The organism is Aureispira anguillae, from assembly GCF_026000115.1.
GTDB lineage: Bacteria > Bacteroidota > Bacteroidia > Chitinophagales > Saprospiraceae > Aureispira > Aureispira anguillae.
The window spans coordinates 4,141,719-4,159,886 of record NZ_AP026867.1; the positions used below are offsets into that span (position 1 = coordinate 4,141,719).

Annotated in this window: 12 protein-coding genes; 6 read left to right on the plus strand and 6 right to left on the minus strand. The window is 35.9% G+C overall.

The genetic code is table 11. The annotated features are described in order from the left end of the window. Window positions 1-3: 3 nt before the first annotated feature. Window positions 4-456 carry a putative periplasmic lipoprotein gene (locus AsAng_RS16295; RefSeq protein WP_264788167.1) on the minus strand — a complete coding sequence of 151 codons (453 nt, stop codon included), beginning with the start codon at window positions 454-456 and terminating at the stop codon, window positions 4-6. A gap of 788 nt (window positions 457-1,244) precedes the next feature. Between AsAng_RS16295 and AsAng_RS16300 the strand changes: the two genes are divergently transcribed. The 5 genes from AsAng_RS16300 (at window position 1,245) to AsAng_RS16320 (ending at window position 5,482) form a co-directional block, all read left to right on the plus strand. After that, window positions 1,245-2,090, plus strand: a complete 846-nt coding sequence (locus AsAng_RS16300; protein ID WP_264788168.1) for an AraC family transcriptional regulator — start codon at window positions 1,245-1,247, stop codon at window positions 2,088-2,090. 123 nt (window positions 2,091-2,213) lie between these two features. Continuing rightward, entirely contained in the window at window positions 2,214-3,248 is a 1,035-nt protein-coding gene (locus AsAng_RS16305) for an agmatine deiminase family protein (RefSeq protein ID WP_264788169.1), read from the plus strand. A gap of 366 nt (window positions 3,249-3,614) precedes the next feature. Beyond that, the gene (locus AsAng_RS16310; protein ID WP_264788170.1) at window positions 3,615-3,779 is read left to right on the plus strand and encodes a hypothetical protein; all 165 of its coding nucleotides are present in this window, start codon (window positions 3,615-3,617) and stop codon (window positions 3,777-3,779) included. Between the two features lie 428 nt (window positions 3,780-4,207). After that, a complete protein-coding gene (locus AsAng_RS16315) occupies window positions 4,208-4,573 on the plus strand; it encodes a hypothetical protein (protein WP_264788171.1) in 366 nt (121 codons plus the stop codon). 183 nt (window positions 4,574-4,756) lie between these two features. Then, window positions 4,757-5,482 carry a tetratricopeptide repeat protein gene (locus AsAng_RS16320; protein ID WP_264788172.1) on the plus strand — a complete coding sequence of 242 codons (726 nt, stop codon included), beginning with the start codon at window positions 4,757-4,759 and terminating at the stop codon, window positions 5,480-5,482. Between the two features lie 66 nt (window positions 5,483-5,548). On the opposite strand, the gene AsAng_RS16325 is transcribed toward AsAng_RS16320, so the two are convergent. The 5 genes from AsAng_RS16325 to AsAng_RS16345 all read right to left on the minus strand — a co-directional run bounded on the left by AsAng_RS16325 (window position 5,549) and on the right by AsAng_RS16345 (window position 15,982). Continuing rightward, the gene (locus tag AsAng_RS16325) at window positions 5,549-6,061 is read right to left on the minus strand and encodes an O-acetyl-ADP-ribose deacetylase (protein ID WP_264788173.1); all 513 of its coding nucleotides are present in this window, start codon (window positions 6,059-6,061) and stop codon (window positions 5,549-5,551) included. A gap of 249 nt (window positions 6,062-6,310) precedes the next feature. Then, entirely contained in the window at window positions 6,311-11,560 is a 5,250-nt protein-coding gene (locus tag AsAng_RS16330) for a T9SS type A sorting domain-containing protein (protein ID WP_264788174.1), read from the minus strand. 1,096 nt (window positions 11,561-12,656) lie between these two features. Continuing rightward, window positions 12,657-14,045 (minus strand): CotH kinase family protein, encoded by a 1,389-nt coding sequence (locus AsAng_RS16335; RefSeq protein WP_264788175.1) that lies wholly within the window; start codon window positions 14,043-14,045, stop codon window positions 12,657-12,659. Then, the gene (locus AsAng_RS16340) at window positions 14,035-14,784 is read right to left on the minus strand and encodes a DUF2490 domain-containing protein (RefSeq protein WP_264788176.1); all 750 of its coding nucleotides are present in this window, start codon (window positions 14,782-14,784) and stop codon (window positions 14,035-14,037) included. The genes AsAng_RS16335 and AsAng_RS16340 overlap by 11 nt, the downstream gene beginning before the upstream one ends. 616 nt (window positions 14,785-15,400) lie before the next feature. Beyond that, on the minus strand, window positions 15,401-15,982 hold the full coding sequence (locus AsAng_RS16345; RefSeq protein WP_264788177.1) for a carbonic anhydrase: 582 nt from the start codon (window positions 15,980-15,982) through the stop codon (window positions 15,401-15,403). A gap of 369 nt (window positions 15,983-16,351) precedes the next feature. Here AsAng_RS16345 and lepA point away from each other — a divergent pair, with 369 nt between their 5' ends. After that, window positions 16,352-18,139 carry a translation elongation factor 4 gene (gene lepA / locus AsAng_RS16350; protein WP_264788178.1) on the plus strand — a complete coding sequence of 596 codons (1,788 nt, stop codon included), beginning with the start codon at window positions 16,352-16,354 and terminating at the stop codon, window positions 18,137-18,139. The last annotated feature ends 29 nt before the right edge of the window (window positions 18,140-18,168 follow it).

An 18,168-nucleotide genomic window follows, 5' to 3' on the forward strand; every position in this document is an offset into this window, starting at 1 on the left:
ATTTTAACGTTTCTCTTTCCAGTTTTCCATTGCTTTATTAAAAAACACCCAAGTTCGAGCACTATCAGCATCTATATAAATCTTGAAATTATTTTGATTAGAACCATAGACTTGAAGATAAGATGCATCCCTTGATACCTTCGTTTTATCCACTGCCCTTAAGGAATCTATTTGGTCGTATTCTATAGCATTAATTTCATCGTTTCTGCCATCAATCCAGTAATGAACGAGTCGTTGATTGGTAATAAAATTTCCAGCCGTTTTAAATCCCTTAAGACCACCATTGGTTTCGAACAGCTCTATTCTTTCTCCTTTTTCTAATGGAACGATACGATGAATAAATTGCTGGTCTTCTTTCGATAAATTGTCTTCATTACGACCTCCGCATGCGCTCAAAACAAGCATACTTACCAATAACATAACTAGTTGTTGCTTTAAGGCTAATTTTTTTTCCATTGCGACACAAATTAACTATTTATGGTTTTATTTCTCACTCTTTGACAACCCATAGGATCACGTAGTAACCACTCAGAACCCAGCTTGCTAGCTCACGAGTGATAACGAACCGATCTCAGGGAGCTCATAAGCGCTAGCGCACTAGCTAACCTAGCAGCGAACTAAAGCGCAGCGCTCATGAACGTAGTGAATAACAAAGCTAATCGTGTGAAAATTTTAATTAACGTCTTTAATTATGCCGTTTTGGTATTAGATTTTAGAAATTAGGTGCTGTGTTAAAAACAACGTGATCTAGGCTCTAATATCCCAAAATAGAAGCATTTTATCTTACGTTTTACGATTAGCACACAAGTTACTGCGTGATAGAGTTGTCAAAGAACCTTATTTCTTTTAGTACTAAATATTTGAAACCTGATTTATCAAAAAATAAAAGATACGCAAAAAAGACATAAAAAAAGTAGTTCCTACAAATTTGCACAAAATTTTGCTTATTTTATATAATTGGTGCTCAGGCTACCCTTAAAATAATCGTCCTCTATTAGGACCATCACCATACAAATATTTATAGTTTTCTAAAACCACAAAATGAAATTCACAACAAAACTCATCCTATTTTTATAGGGATCACATATACGAATTCATCCCCTTTTGTTCAAGAGTTTATTATGTATCCAATTATCCCCAAGGGGGGTATTTCCACAAAGACGTTAATCGTTGAATAAATTCCCCTTTCTAGTATAACTTAAGACACTGTTTAGTAAATCATTTTGCTTTTTAGAGAAGATTCCATGCTTAGTCAATCGCCTTATTTTTTTCGCTTAGTTCCTGTTTTGGATTATATTCAAGACCATTACAACAGAGCTATTTTACCTCAAGAGTTAGAGAAAATTTCTTTTTATTCTTATCGCAACTTGCAGCGAATTTTTAAAGCTATTTGGGGCGAAACGATTGGAGCATATCAAAAAAGGCTGCGCTTAGAAAATGCTGCTAAATTGATGCATTATTCAAGCAAGAGCCTCACAGATATCGCTATTGAAGTAGGATATGCTGATTTGCAAGCTTTCCGAAAAGCATTCAAAAATCAATATGGTATTGCCCCTAGTCAACAGCGCCCAAAATTGATGGCAACGCTTACCCAACTGAAGCAAACCATTGAATTCCCAAGCGCCGCTATTCAACAACTCAATACACTTAAAGTTACACTGCCTGCTATTCATGTAGTTTTTCGGAGCTACCAAGGTGCTTATAACAATGCTCAATTGGAAAAAGAATGGGAAATGCTTTGGGAGCAGAACAAAAACTTGAATACAACCGATGAATATGGTTTAGTCTTTGACGATATTGACATTACCTCCCCCAATATCTGTCGATATGATGCTTGCTTGGCCTACAACTCCCAACAAGACAGCGCCAATAGTCCTACAAAAACAATAGGAGGCAAAAACTACTTGCGCTTCCTACATCTAGGAAGTTATGACACAATAGAACAGACCTATGCCGTCATTTTTGGAGGTTGGTTGTTGCAAAACGACTACAATTTTTCGACAGGTCCAATTATTGAACATTATTATTACAACCAACATCATACGGATCAAGAAGAAGCCTTTAAAACGCATATTTATATTCCTTTTTAAATTCAATGAATTCTTATAAGGGCATAACTTGTCAATTTTGGACTACCTCTCAGCTCTAAGGATACGATATCTTTGAAGCCTAATCAATTATTTACCGATTCCAATCTTATTTGTATGCAAATCATGAGCCTATCCTTAGTCCTATTATTGAGTTTAATTTCAATTGCCAGTTGTCAAAAGCCAACAACGCCCTACACCAATACCATTGATGACTCCAAAATGTTATTAGTCATCGCAGTTCCTTCTATTCATAATTCGTATTATGCCGATGTTTATGATGCAATTATTGCCTTTGATATCCAATATGCCAAAAGTGTTATGGGGAAAGATAATATTGTGGTTTTAGGAGATGCCCCAAGTATCAACTACCTAAAACAACATCTTCCTAAAGACATCTTATTGGAACAAACGCTTGAAGATATCTGGTTGCGAGATTGTTCAACTGTAATGCCCTATCAACCTACGCAATTTAGGTATGCTGCTGCTGCTCAAGGTAGTCAAGTAGATGCCGATTTTGTACAAGCAAAATTTAATACCTTTGCTCATCGTTATGGGCTCCAATTTTCAACGGTTCCCTATATTTTAGATGGAGGCAACTTTGTTGATAACTATAATGGAAAAGCAATTGTTTCGGATCGTTTTTTAACAGACAATAACCTAACTTATACCGCTGCTAAAACTGTACTAAAAAATAGTTTAGGGCTAGATCAAATCGCAATTATCCCTAATGACGATCCCAATGGTTTAGCGCATGCTGATGGTCAAGTTATGTTTATAGACAACAATACGATTGCGCTAACAGCCTATAATGACCCACATTTTGAAGGTGACATTCGTGCAGAACTACTCCAATCTTTTCCTGGGATTAAGCTTATAACGATCCCAACAAAAGTTGATACGACCATTTGGGATCCCAATTTTAGTTCTTCTTGCGGTATCCATATTAATAGTACGGTAACTCAACAGTATCTTTATTTGCCCACCTTCGGAACGGATACGGATCAACAAGCCTTGCAGCTAGTTCAGGATAATACTACTAAAATCGTTGTTCCTGTTGATGCGAGTGCCGTTTGCCAAATGGGTGGTAGCTTGCGCTGTTTATCTTGGCAAGTAGTTGGTGATAATGCAAAAAAAATCATTGAAGCAGCTCGCAAATAATCCTATTAGAAGTACCATCACTTCTAATTTTATACAATATTTATTCATTTATTAACATTAAATTTACATTGAATTAACAAAAACAACATATCTTTAATGATTATTTTACAATACATGAAATATTACTTATTCCCAGAGAAACACATTAAACACTGTAACAAAAGTTATTGATGGTTTTTACAGAACGTTTTAGATGAGATTCGATGAAAATTACAGCCTGATAGCAGCGCTATCAAGGCAAAAATTTGAAAAAGAAGATCGCTAAAAGACTCGATTAAAAAATAGTTAGAAAGTTTTGCTACAGTATATTTAATCATCTGTCCTAAGTAATAGATTAACTTAATCTCATTAAATTATAGATATAATATGGCTAAGGCAAATAAGAAATCAGCTAAAAAAGCAGACAAAAAAGATAACAAAAAGAAAGACAGCAAAAAGAAAGAAATGAAGAAAAAAGTCGCTAAAAAAGTGGCTAAGAAAAAAGACAGTAAAAAGAAAGATAAAAAAAAGGATAAAAAGAAAAAGAAGTAGACTTTAGCTTAATCCAAATTAATCGCAGCTAACAACTAGTTTGTTAGCTGCGATTTGTTATTACTGCTGCCCTCCTTCCCTATTTATCTTTGGTGCCCAATATATCGATTAGAAATTTAAAATTGAGCTGCCAATTTGATCAAAACCAACAGCCGATATATTGCGCCATAAAATGACCAACATATATCTAGGCATTTAGCCTTATTGATGCTTAGCAAACTCAGCAGTCCTCCCACCATTATAATCCAACAAATAAATTTTTTAATGTGCGGATAAGTATAATTAGCGTATTTTTATTAATTTACTACTGTCATTCTCCCAAAATCAAAGCCTAATATTAAATATGAATACGATTAAAGAAGCGTTCCTAATTCCTTTAATCCATAACTTTTTTAGCATCAAACTTAATCTTCACTAAAATTTGACCGATGAAAAGACTAATACTAAGTACCCTTTTATCAATGTTTGCCTTCTCAATATCTGCTCAATCTTTGAATGATGTAGCCCTTGACAAAATCGAATCCAACTATATTCGAGTCGTTTCTAATCAAGATGAAAGTGATATTTATATTGATTTTGGTACACATTACAATGCTCCCCGCTTTAGCAATCGTTTAGCAGACCCTAAACTGAGAAATGTCATTAAAAATAAAGAAGGGCACGAAGTCATTTTTGCTTCCGTCATTGATGCGCTAAACTTTATGGACAACAATGGCTATATTTTGATCGAAACGCATACGATTATAGATAATGAAATTACAATGTTCCATTATCTGATGAAGAAAAAAAAATAACTTAAATTTTCTTGAAAGGGCTACTACCAATAGTCCTTTCAAGCGCAAAACTTGCAGATAAAACAAATATGTTAAGAAAATCAAATTTATCCTTTAACTCAATAGCATGGTTCAACTTTTGATTTTAGAAGAATTATTCTTAAATCATTCTTCATCAACGTTTCTTATATAATGTTCAAAAAGGTGCTGCTTTTTTTATATCAAAATTTCACCATTACTTCTTTTCAAAAGGCCTATAAAAATGCCCAAAAGAAAGAATACGAAAAAGCAATACGCCATTATACCCAAGCACTAAAATATACCCCTGCTTCTGCCTATAATAACCGAGGAGTTTGCAAAGCAGCCTTAGGGCGCTATCAAGAAGCCATTGAAGATTATACCCAAGCCATCGAACGGAATTTAAGTTATGCCGATGCGTATAACAATCGTGGAGCTGCCAAAATGAAGTTAAAACAGTTTGATGAAGCAATAGAGGATTATAAAAAGGTACTAACACTTAACCCCAAACATGCCACCGCTCATTTTAATATTGGAGTCCATAAGGCAAAAGAAAGTGCCCATCAAGAAGCCATTTCTCATTTTAATCAAGCAATTCTACTTAACAAAAAATATGCAAATGCTTATCATTATAGAGCATTAACTAAGGCTGCTTTGGGCAATAAGGATGCAGCTTTATTAGATTACAAGAAAGCGATCAAATTGGATAAGACCAATCCCGATGTTTATAATAATCGTGGTGTATTGTGGCTTCAATTGGGCAATAGAAAAAAAGCAAAAAAAGATTTTTCTAAAGCCATTTATTACGATTCCAATCACCCGCAGGCTACTTCTAATAAACAGCTGCTCCACACTTCGGCATCCTCTCCCATAAATGTCCCCAACCTAAATATTATTCCTAAACAGGAATAAAAACAAAACCAACACATCACGATTGGCTTATCTTACACCTTAATTCAAAAATAGTTGGACAGGTTCTTAGTTTTTATTGAGTAGGCGTTTGTATAAAAGATAGTTTTCATTATCATAACAAACAAAAATGACTCGTTTTATGTATTGAAAATCATAGGCTTGAATCGTTTCTACTGCAATTTGGGCAGCTCTAGCCTTGGGAAAACGATAAATCCCCGTACTTATATTAGGAAAGGCAATGCTAGATAGTTGCTTACTTTCTGCTAAAAAAAGCGCACTGTTATAACATTTTGCTAAGAATAGAGGCTCATCAGACTGATTATTGTTCCATCTAGGACCTACGGTATGAATGACGTATTTTGCGTTTAAATTTCCTCCTGTTGTTATAACAGCTTCGCCAACCTTACAACCACCTTGGCGGTTCCTAATTTTTATACAGTCATCTAAAATAGCTTTTCCCCCAGCTCTATGTATTGCCCCATCTACACCTCCTCCTCCTAATAAAGAAGTATTAGCAGCATTAACAATAACATCAACATCTAAGCTTGTAATATCGCCTCTTATGATTTCTATTTTCATCCTTGGTATTTGTTATCCTCCTTATGAAAAGAAAAACTGACCTCTATCAAGAAGTCAGTTTTTGATAAAATTTAGCTTCGGGGGAGAGCTTTTACTTGGAGTTTTATACAATTTATAAAAAAAATATAATAATCCAAAAATACTAACTAAATGATTTTCAAGCCTCCTATAATTAAGCCCCTTATAAAAATAAGCTTTCAAGAACTAATCCTGAAAGCTTATTAATAAATACGCTATTTTGGCAATTTCTTATAATTTACTTTTAATAATTTTTGAAGTATGCACCTGCGCAGTTCGCTTGTTGTGTACACGAACCATATAAGTACCACTAGGGTAAGTCGATAAATCAACAGGAATACTATTGATTCCTAGTTCACTCGTTACATTTATGGTAGCAACCTGCTTACCTAAAACGTCCAATACCTCTACTTCAAGATTTTCTTTTTCTAATGCTTCATATTGATAATAAACAATATCATTGGTTGGATTAGGATAAAAACTATACCCCAAATCATCCGATGCAATAACTAGCAAAATAGTATTTGACAAGCTCGTTTTACCATCCATTTCAACCAGCTCCAATCGATAATAATTATCTCCTTCAAATGGATTAACATCATCAAAAGTATAATGGGTCGTTGTTGTTGAACTTCCCTGTGCAGCTGTCATTCCAATGGTTTCAAAATTAACTCCATCTCTACTACGTTGGATATTAAAATGCTGTGTATTTTCTTCTGACTCCGTTGCCCAACGCAAGTGGTTTACTTTATTGTCCGTTTCTCCATCAAAGTACAACCATTTTACTGCCAATAAATTATTCGGCACTAAGGTTACCCCTAATGATCCACCAGAGAAACTTGCAATACCTCCAAGTTCACTATAGTTGATCCCATTTGCAGTCGTACCATTGGTAGCACTTAGATGTAAACCATCATAATCTGGTGCGGTATAATTAGAACCTACATTCTTAAAGAAATAACAACCTAATGGTGTTGCATACTTATAAGAATAGCCACAAGCTGAATAATTCGCCATGTGATTGATGGCTGCATTTTCTACTGCTGTACGCTCAGCAGGCTCATAGTAAAAACGAACCTCATAAGGAGGATTTAAGCCCGTTGTTCCAAAGTTGACATTCCAACTACGCTCCATTTCAAATTGTTCTTCGCCAGGGGTAAGACCACTAGCTGCACAAGAAGCAGGCGTAAAAGGTCCAAGACTACGTTGGAAATGGCCAGGGTTGTCTGATATTTGGATTATAGGGTGATTGGGTTGTGCTCCTGTCAAATCTCCCCTCACAGATAAAATAATCTCATTGCCATTAAAAAAGTGATGCCAACCAGCATTATCCGTGCAATAATCATTTGTTGTAGCGCCATTCAAAGCATAAACATAATCTTTTAAATTGACGGTTACTTGATCATCTGCGGTCGTATTACACGTTCCTTCTCTACGAACATAATAGGTAGTTGAGTTAGCCGTAGGTACTATATTCAAATTTGTTCCTGATCCCAACCAAGTTCCAGAACCATTGGGTCCAGTATACCAGTGCAACGCTGCACCTGCTCCACTAGTTCCTCCTGATGCGGTCAAGGTCAAGGTCGTGTTGGGACAATATGTACCTGCCATTGGGCTTAAGGTTGGTGCTGTTGAGGTCGTGCTTATGGTAGTATTTGTATTCGCAACACTAGTACAACCCAAATTATCGGTTACCGTTACCTGATAGGTCGTTGGAGTAGTTGGAGAAACCGTAATTGAAGGTGTTGTTACGCCAGTACTCCAAGCGTAAGTTCCTCCTCCTGTTCCTGTTAAGGTAGTACTAGAACCTAAGCAAACACTTGTGGTTCCTGTTATTCCTGCGGTTGGAGCAGGTTGTACAACAACATCAAAGCTACAATCTGTTGATAAACCAGAAATACTGCTAGTAGCACGGAAAGTTACCGTATTGGTTCCAACAGGGAACGTTGAACCACTTGGCAATCCCGCTATTTGAGTAACAGTAAGAGCACCTGCTGCGCCAGAAGCAGCATTTACCTGTGTCAAAAAGTTAACCACAGCAGATTGAATTTCTGCATTGGTATAAGCATATCCGCCTGTACCTGCTAATAACAAGTAATATAGACGGTCAAAATTATCTAAATTGGATAAGGTATGTAAATCGTCGTTGGTGTTGGTTGCAAAAGTATGCGTTGGAGCTGGTGAAGTTCCGTTGTCTGGTATAATATAAACATGATTGATCGATGGATCGGATGCGCCATTAATTCGTTTTACAAACACATAATAATTCATACAACCTACTGTAACCGTGTACGTAAATCCATTGGCAGTTCCACTACCATCTGCTCCGTTATTTCCCGTTGTAAAGAAACTAGATACTCCATTTAAATCGGCTACTGTTACCCAAAGATTATTTATTTTATGAGTAAAATAGCTTCCACCACCAAAGCCAGTATGGGTACTGATTGATCCGCCTGTGTAAGGTATCAAGGTCGCCAAATTAGTATTCAACTGGTTGCCACAATCGTACATATCACTCCCTCCATCACTAACACAAGTTCCTGTTATCCCATCTGTCATATTAAAACCATTTGGGACACTATTGGCAACGGCTGCTCCATTGCTATTAAAACCTGACAATATATCTGCAAGAGGTGCAGAAGTACAAGCAGGATTACAAGGATCTGAAGCAATAGGATTTACAAAAGATACAACTGGATTACATACAGACACTGTAGTATCAGGGCGACAATTAATAACAGGTCCAGTCCCTGGTTGTACAATAATATCAAAACTACAAGTTGATGTTCCGCCAGTACCTGTTGCTTCAAAAGTAATCGTATTTGTTCCTACAGGAAAAGTCGAGCCGCTTGGCAAACCTGCTATTTGAGTAACAGGCGCTTGAGCTGTCCCCCCTCCTGTTGGATTGGCTTGTGTCAAAAAGTCAACTACTGCTGCTTGAATTTCAGCATTGGTATAAGCATATCCACCTGCACCAGCTAACAACAAATAATATAAGCGGTCAAAATTATCTAAATTGGATAAGGTATGTAAATCGTCGTTGGTGTTGGTTGCAAAAGTATGCGTTGGAGCTGGTGAAGTTCCGTTGTCTGGAATGATATAAATATGGTTAATCGATGGATCAGATGCTCCGTTGATTCGTTTTACAAATACATAATAGTCCATACAACCTACTGTAACCGTGTACGTAAATCCATTGGCGGTTCCACTACCATCGGCTCCGTTATTTCCTGTGGTAAAGAAACTAGATACCCCATTTAAATCGGCTACTGTTATCCAAAGATTGTTTGCTTTATGGGTAAAATAACTTCCACCACCAAATCCAGCATGGGTACTGATAGATCCACCTGTATAAGGTATTAAGGTCGCCAAATTAGTATTTAACTGGTTGCCACAATCGTACATATCACTTCCTCCATCACTAACACAAGTTCCTGTTATCCCATCTGTCATATTAAAACCATTTGGGATATTACCAGCAATTGTTACTCCATTGGTATTAAAAGCAGATAAAACGTCTGCAATTGGGCTAGATACACAAGGAGATGCGGCACAATAATCTAAGGCAATTGGAGTATTAAATGTTACAACAGAATTACAAATAGACACGGTTGTATCCGCTCGGCAATTCATTACAGGTCCCGAAGTTGGGGTTACTGTAACTACTGCTGTATCAATAGCAGAACAAGTTCCTAAGGTTACCGTCACATAATAAGTCGTTGTAACCAATGGGCTTACAGTAATATCTGATGTAGTTGCCCCTGTACTCCAAGCATACGTTCCGCCTCCATTTGCGCTTAAGGTTGTAGAAGAACCATTGCAAATTGTAATGTCTGATAAATTAGGTGTGACCGCTGTACCAACAACAACCGTTGCCGTATCGTATGCTTCGCAGCCACCTGAAAAATTAGTTACAATTACACTATAGTCCATTGTACTTGTAGGCGAAACGGTGATAGAAGCCGTGGTTTCTCCTGTACTCCACAAAAACATAGATCCTCCAGTAGCGGTAAGTGTATTAGATCCTGAACCACAAATTCCTACATTTCCTGAAATCGTCGCTGTTGGCGGTACATTTTCTACCGTAACTGTTACTTGATCAGTATTGCTACATCCCCCTCCTAGGGCTCCTGTTACGGTATAAGTTGTGGTAACAGGAGGATTAGCAACGGGATTAGGGCAATTCGTACAACTCAACCCTACTGCTGGTGTCCAATTAAAGACAGAACCTCCTGTTGCATTCAATTGTACAGGTACTCCGTTACAAACGCTAACATCGGGTCCAGCATAAACTCCTTGAATAACATCTATGGTTACTCCAAAACTATTTGTCCCTCTTACTGGACAGCCATTATCTTCTGCATTAAATGTTACAATTGTTCCTGTATTACCAGGCACAGCAGTCCAACAAAAAGTCCCTGTTACGGGATTTACACCAGTTTGTGTAAAGGTAGCTCCTGGAAATAGAGTTAGCCCATCCGTTGAAATGGTTACAGTATCATTAATATCTATTAAATCTTCAAAGGTGACATCAAAACAGAACGACTCCCCCAAACAAGCAGCCATTCCGTTTGGTCCTGTTTGTGATCCACTTCCCGAAACATTGGTAATGCTACCTATAGGGTTACTTGGTGGTGTATTCGTACAGTTAATTACTTGTATTTGGAAATCGTGAATTATTTCTGAAACTAAGTTGCCTGCTGCATCATATTCTTCTATTGCAATTGCTACTACATAGTTTCCAACATTAGGTTCATTCAAGGTAAAACAACCTGTTAATGGATCCAAAACAAAATTAGTTAATGGAGAATTAACAGAAAAGCCCGCCAAATGAGAAATTGGTGTTCCTCCTGCATTGCCAGGGGCCACCATTCTAAAATACACGCTATCGCCTTCTAAATCTGCTGTTGTTAAACAGTAGCTAAAAGGAGTATTCGTACAAGCATAAGGAATAGGCGCTGATGTAACAGTTGGAGAATTATTACAAGGAGCAGTGCTTGTATTTAAGGTTGTAGAGGTATACATGGTATTCCCCGACCCTCCTGACATATTGCTAGAAGCGTCTCTACAACACAAGCTATATGCCATATGCCAACCATCACAGTTAGCAGGTAGAGTAATTGTTGCCTCATAGGTGTACAACCAAACTCCTGGTTGAGTTCCTCCCGAACAATTACTGGTTACAGAAGCGCACAATTGGTTTACATCTTGTGCTACCCCCACCTGATTAAATGTTGGTATAGTAGGGTTGGTCAATCCGCAATCATTCGTTAGGCTAAATCCTGACATTGTTGCTGGATGTGTTCCAGGGCATCTACGAAAAACGGTTAAAGTAAAGGTATATTCCAGCGGATTAGCTGGGTTGCAAGTGTAGGTGATGTTTGCTCCAGGAATATGGGATGCTTCTACAGCAGTGGACAAAGAGCAAAGCAGGATAACGACAAAAATCATTATTCCTTTAAAGGGGTAAAAGTGTTTCATAAAAATTTGAGATATGATGTTACAAAAAAGAATTACTTAATATATGGCGCATAGGAATATCCTTAATGAAGAAGCAGGCTTCTCATTTGAAGGAGTATATTTAGTAAAATTTAGTTTCGTACGTTTTTCCTCTTTTGTCCAAAATAGACAACCAGCTCCTCTAGAATTTTAAATTTAAATGATATATAGACTATAAACTATCTCTAATGCTCAAAATAGGCATGCAGATAGCTAATGTATTGTAGGTATGGTTGTTACATCCAGCTACATTACATTTTTTTAGTTCACTTCCAAAAGCAATTCAAGTATGTGTGTGTTTTCTATCTCAAACAAAAATCATTTATACTGTTATAAGAGTATCTTCTCCTCTTTCCTTTAATAAATAGAAGAAAAATAAAAGCTTAAATCTTATTGTTAAATAATTTAGTTAGAGGCTTAGCATAAAAGCCTACTTCGCTCCTTGACAAGAGTGAAGTAAAAGTTTAGATTTGATTATTAGATAATTTAGTTAAACTCTTAGCATAAAAAAAAAGTTCAATTCAAACTTATTAAAAATATTTTAATACTAAAAATATTTTTTCACAATCATGGATTAAAACACTATAAAATTTTGTGTTTTGAAGGGAAAAGCATCAAAAAATAGCAGTCCTTATTTTTTGATGGCTATAAAATTAGAAAAAAAACAACTAAGATCAAAGCTTTTTTATAACTTAAACAAGAAGAGGGATTTTTTGAATCTTAAAACAAAAGTAACAAACAATAGTTAACTCATTCATTTTCTGAACCTTAAACAAAGTGACAACTTAGTAAATATTTTTATTTCATTTTTCACAAAAGGTTGCATATAATATTGTTTTGTTTACTAAAAAATCAATTTCATATACTAACAATACTTCTCAATTTAAAATTTAACATAAGTGTATTATTCCTTTGTTCATTCATTTAACAATCATAAATACATGCTATCACAAGCTAATTTTCAAGCTACTAAAAAAGTCACCCTCGAAAAATTCGGGATGACTTATCGTTAAAATTACTAGCTTATTTAGCCTATAACAAGCTTTATTTTTCCATTAAGTATAGGATTAACTGATTTTTAATTTAGGTATAAATCTGCCGCCGTATACCTCGTTGAGGTATGGTTAATAATTTCGGTAACAGCATTGTCAAAATCATTGGCTCCTTTCAAATAAGTATAACCACTAACCTCCTTATTAACAGATGCTTGAATTATTGTTTTTAAACCATTATACTGTGTCTGCATTTTGTTAGGTTCAAATGTCGTATTAATAAAATCCTGTATATAAGCATTGTATTGAGCCCGATAACTAGGTATATTAGCAATATAAGCGATTAATGGCCAATCTTTTTCAACTACGTCGTCTAGCTCAAAAGATAGTGATCCTCCCATCTTTCCATCTTGAAAAGCTTCATTGTTATCCCATGGTATCCAACTTATTAAGTTGGTAGAAGGGTTGTTGTAGAGATAATAATTGTGCGTCATTCGTCCATAAGTATCCCAATTTTGAATCGTTGTATTCACTGCCAAATATTTTAAAAACAAGTCTACATCAAAAACTGCTTCTAAATTTGCTTTATACAAACTAGTATCTGCTGTCCTAGAGGGGGCATGCAAAGCATCATAAACAGCTTGAATATCAGACCAATCACTATTCGTCTCGTTGGTTTTCTTTTCAAAATCGGCTAGACTAAAATTAGAAGTAGACCATGCTGCTCCATTGCCATCAGGTTTGTAACAATTTCCTGTATTATTCCCAAATTGCTTTTCAAGCATGGTATCAAATACCACTTCTACAAAGGTATACAAACCAAAATAAACAGGTCCTTCTCCATAATCAATATAAAGTTGATAATAAGCCGTTTGAGGGGCTGGAACGCCAAATTCTCGAAATAAATCTGTAGCCACTTTCTCCCTCATAAAAGAGGGATCATCATAATTACTGCTCAAAGACAAATCCGTAAATCCATAAAAGGTTTGCCCTGTTATTTCAGGAAATTCATCTTCGTAATAATCAAACTTAACTCGAAAAGGAAGTTTTCCGTTTCCTGACTGATAACCAGAGCTCAAGCTAGAGTTTCCTTTATAACGAATCCCTACATTGTACCATTCCTTTCCGTTAAAAAACCAACTACAAGGAACATAAATAGGTGTCTCTTCCGAAAAACCGCCCCCTCCTCCTGGTCCACCAGCAGGTCTGCCGCCTCCTGATGTTCCACTGCCATAAATATCATTTATATTAGAAGATAAAATTGCCCAATATCTAGCATCAATAACAAGATCTACCCGATTGACTTTTGTTTGGTCAAATACAACGTCATAATCGGGTATTGCTAAAGCCGAATGAGAAGCTGAAGACCAATCGCTTAAACCTGTTCCTGCTGCAACAAAAGTTTCCTTATAACAAGAAGAAAAAACAATGCTTAAACCTACGATAATAACAAACGCTTGAAATTTATTTTTCATACTTGTCCTTTTTTTTGATTTTGATGGTATAAATATAACCTAGTCCTAGAACTCCTGTTGTTTTAGGGTAATTCACAAAAAGCTCTTGTTCAACCCTATAAAACAGCTTCACCTTTCCAAACTTCTTAAAATCATAGGCTAAAGAAGCGGTAAATCTCAATTTATCAAATACAGGCAACTGATACTTTTCCAATTGATTAAATAATTCTACAGAGAGTTGGGGTTCCAATGGAATCTTTTTGATATTATAACCAACTCCTGCTCGCAAACGAAAACGGTGCTTAAGGTAATCCCCCTCTGTTGTTGTTTTTCCTATTTCATCTCTAAATTGATATCGCAATCGATATTTAAATGATAGTCTGCTGATTTTGTGTCGATAAGCAACATCAAAATGAAGACGATAATGAGGGGAATATGTTCCTTCGCCTTCTTCCATTTGAGTAAATCTAAATCCAGCTCCCAACTGCAAAAATTTAATAGGAGCATACTTTACATCTAAATTTGTAAAATACTGATCTAGCTCAGAAATATTCTTTTTAAATCGAAACTCTTCCTTTAACTCAATTGTCCACTTTTTGTGTATTTTAAGACGTATTCCTGCAAAAAACCACCCTTCAAGATCAGATGTTACTACACTCGTTCCCAATGTTTGAGCCTTGCTTTCTGGATAACCAAATACCATAAACAATAATAGGAACAGAAAAGTACTGGGGCGCACTTGGTTCTCTAATTTTTTCATGCAATTACTTTTTTCGTTCTTTGACATATCGTGTAGAATATTAAACAACTCGGCTCTCTTATTACTACTTTTGTTATAAGTTATAGGTCGTAAGTCGTAAGTCCTGTATTAACAGAGACTAAACATACGACTTACTACCTATAAACTTTCTTCTAAACCACGTAGTAGCAGAAAGCTTACCCTTTGTTAGTGCTTGTCACACAATTTGTCAAAGAACCACTTTTTTAATTTATTGATCCATTTAAATTATTGTCGCCCTAAAAAAACAAAACCCCTACAAATTTAGAATTTGTAAGGGGGGCTTTAATAAGTCTTGGGAATGGACTATATCAAAGTATATAAAAGCATAATTAGTTTAAAAGTTGCCAAAACGGACAAAAACAACGCTTGGCTATGTGTCGCTATTTTGTAATAAAAATAAAATGTTTACTTACATTTCACCCCCTTGACAAGAAAAACTATAAATGGTTGGAAAAAAATTTACATTTTTTTCACATAAAAAAAAATCAACTAATTGGATTCTTTTTTAAGGGCACAAAAAAATCTCTAAAATAAGCTGAATAGAGTATCAACAAATCCTAGAGATTTTTATTAAACGGGTACTAGTACTATCGTATTAGTCCTGTATAAAGTCAACCACACCACTTCCCAAATTATAAAAAGCAGGGATTATCTTAATGTCTTTCTTTTTGGTAGCCTCTTCAATAATTGCAGAACGAGACAAAATTTGCTTGCAGGTCAAATGTGCATTTACTTTCACTACTGCATTGACATCTTTGTCTTCTGATGCATTCATTGCTGGTGTCACATGCCCCAACAAATGATTAAGGTTATACCCATTATCTCCCCCATCCAAAGCAGCAGTGATCGCACCACAACTTTCATGTCCCATTACGACAATTAAGTTAACTCCTAAATGAGCAACTGCATATTCTATACTAGCAATGGTAGAAGTATTGGCTACGTTACCCGCCACACGAATAACAAACAACTCTCCCAAACCAGTATCAAAAGCCAATTCAGGAACAACACGACTATCTGCGCAACTTAAAACAATAGCAAAGGGAGCTTGTCCAGAAACTAGCTCACCTCGACGAGAAGAATTTTGAAGTTTGCCATCCAAATGATCGGCTACAAAATTAGCATTTCCTTTCTTTAATCGACTTAAGGCATCTTGCCATGATATATTATCAACCATTATAATAAGTTTTATATTGAAGTTGTTAAAAAATTAGATTTTCTATAAAATCATTCAATGAACGTAGCTAAGGTAATAATTTATTTTTCTATACAAAAAACTGCACTTTGGTAAGTCTGATATTTTCTATAAAATATTCGATTATCTGTCTTCAAAATAAAAGCCATCCTATTTTATTGCTCCGTTTTATAACCAAGAATAATTAATTCAATGTTGGTAAGTATGATTATGCGTTAAATTTACAATCATTAGTTTCCTTCATTACTTATAATTACAAATTAAAGACTAAGTGCTTGTCTAAAGTTTGTAATACCAAGATAAAGCCCTATTTTTGCAAACTGTTAAGAATTAAAAAGAAATTAAAAATAAATGAAGAATATTAGAAACTTTTGCATCATCGCTCATATTGATCATGGCAAGTCTACTTTAGCCGATCGTATGTTAGAAATGACACAAACCATTTCTGAGCGAAAAATGCAAGATCAGGCATTGGACAACATGGATTTAGAGCGAGAACGTGGTATTACGATCAAGTCGCATGCAATCCAACTCAATTATCAACACAAAGGAGAAGAATACATCTTTAATTTGATTGATACTCCTGGTCATGTTGATTTTTCATATGAAGTTTCTCGTTCTATTGCTGCTTGTGAGGGAGCATTGCTATTAGTAGATGCGGCACAAGGGGTACAAGCCCAAACCATTTCTAATTTATACCTAGCGTTAGAAAACGATTTAGAAATTATTCCAGTACTCAACAAAGTTGACATGCCTTCGGCTATGGTTGATGAAATGTCTGAAGAAGTTGTTGATTTATTGGGCTGCGAATTAGAAGATATTATCTTGGCCAGTGGAAAAACGGGCTTAGGGTTAGAAAATATTTTTGAAGCTATTATTGAGCGTATCCCTGCCCCTGAAGGAGATCCTGAAGCACCGCTTCAAGCCATGATTTTTGATTCTATGTTTGACAAATATCGTGGGGTAATCGCTTATTTCCGTGTATTTAATGGCCGCCTAAAAAAGAATGATGCCATTCAATTTTTTAATACCCAAAGCGATTTCTTTGCCAATGAGATTGGTATTTTAAAGATGGATCAGGTGCCTCAAGAAATGGTAGAAGCAGGAAATGTAGGCTATGTCATCACAGGAACAAAGGATTCTAAGGAAGTAAAAGTTGGGGATACAATCACACTGCAAGAGAACAAATGCGAAGAAGCTATTCAGGGTTTTGAAGATGTTAAGCCCATGGTTTTTGCAGGTATTTTCCCTATTGAAAATGATGATTTTGAAGATTTGCGAGATGCCTTGGAAAAATTGCAATTGAATGATGCTTCTTTAATTTTCCAACCAGAAACTTCTGTTGCCTTGGGTTTTGGGTTCCGTTGTGGTTTCTTAGGCATGTTGCATTTAGAAATTATCCAAGAGCGTTTGGAGCGTGAGTATGACCAAAATGTACTGACTACTGTGCCCAACGTTAGTTACTTTGCTTATACCAAAAAAGGCGAAAAACTAACCATCAATACGCCTAATGATCTGCCTGGTCCTACGATTCTTGATTATGTAGAGGAGCCTTATATTCGAGCACAAATCATTTCAAAACCTGAATATATTGGTGGCATTATCAAGTTGTGCATGGAAAAACGTGGTATTCTAAAAAATCAACAATACTTAACTACTTCTCGTTTAGAGTTGACCTTTGAGTTACCTTTGGCTGAAATTGTCTTTGATTTTTATGATAAATTAAAAACAATTTCTAGAGGTTATGCCTCCTTTGACTACACGCCATTGGATTATCGCCAATCGGACTTGGTTAAATTAGATGTCTTGCTTAATAGCGAAAACGTAGATGCTTTTTCTAGTTTAATTCACCGCACCAAGGCGGTTGCTTTTGGCAAGCGTATGTGTGCTAAATTAAAAGATATTTTGCCCAAACAGCAGTTCAAAATTGCTATTCAAGCTGCTATTGGTGCCAAAATTGTCGCTCGTGAAAACATCTCTGCACTTCGTAAAGATGTTACGGCCAAGTGTTATGGTGGTGATATTTCTCGTAAGCGTAAATTACTTGAAAAACAGAAAAAAGGTAAGAAGAAAATGCGTGAGGTAGGTAATGTTCAAGTACCTCAAAAAGCATTCTTGGATGTCTTAAAATTGGATTAGAAAAGCATCCAGTCCAAGATTTTAGATTT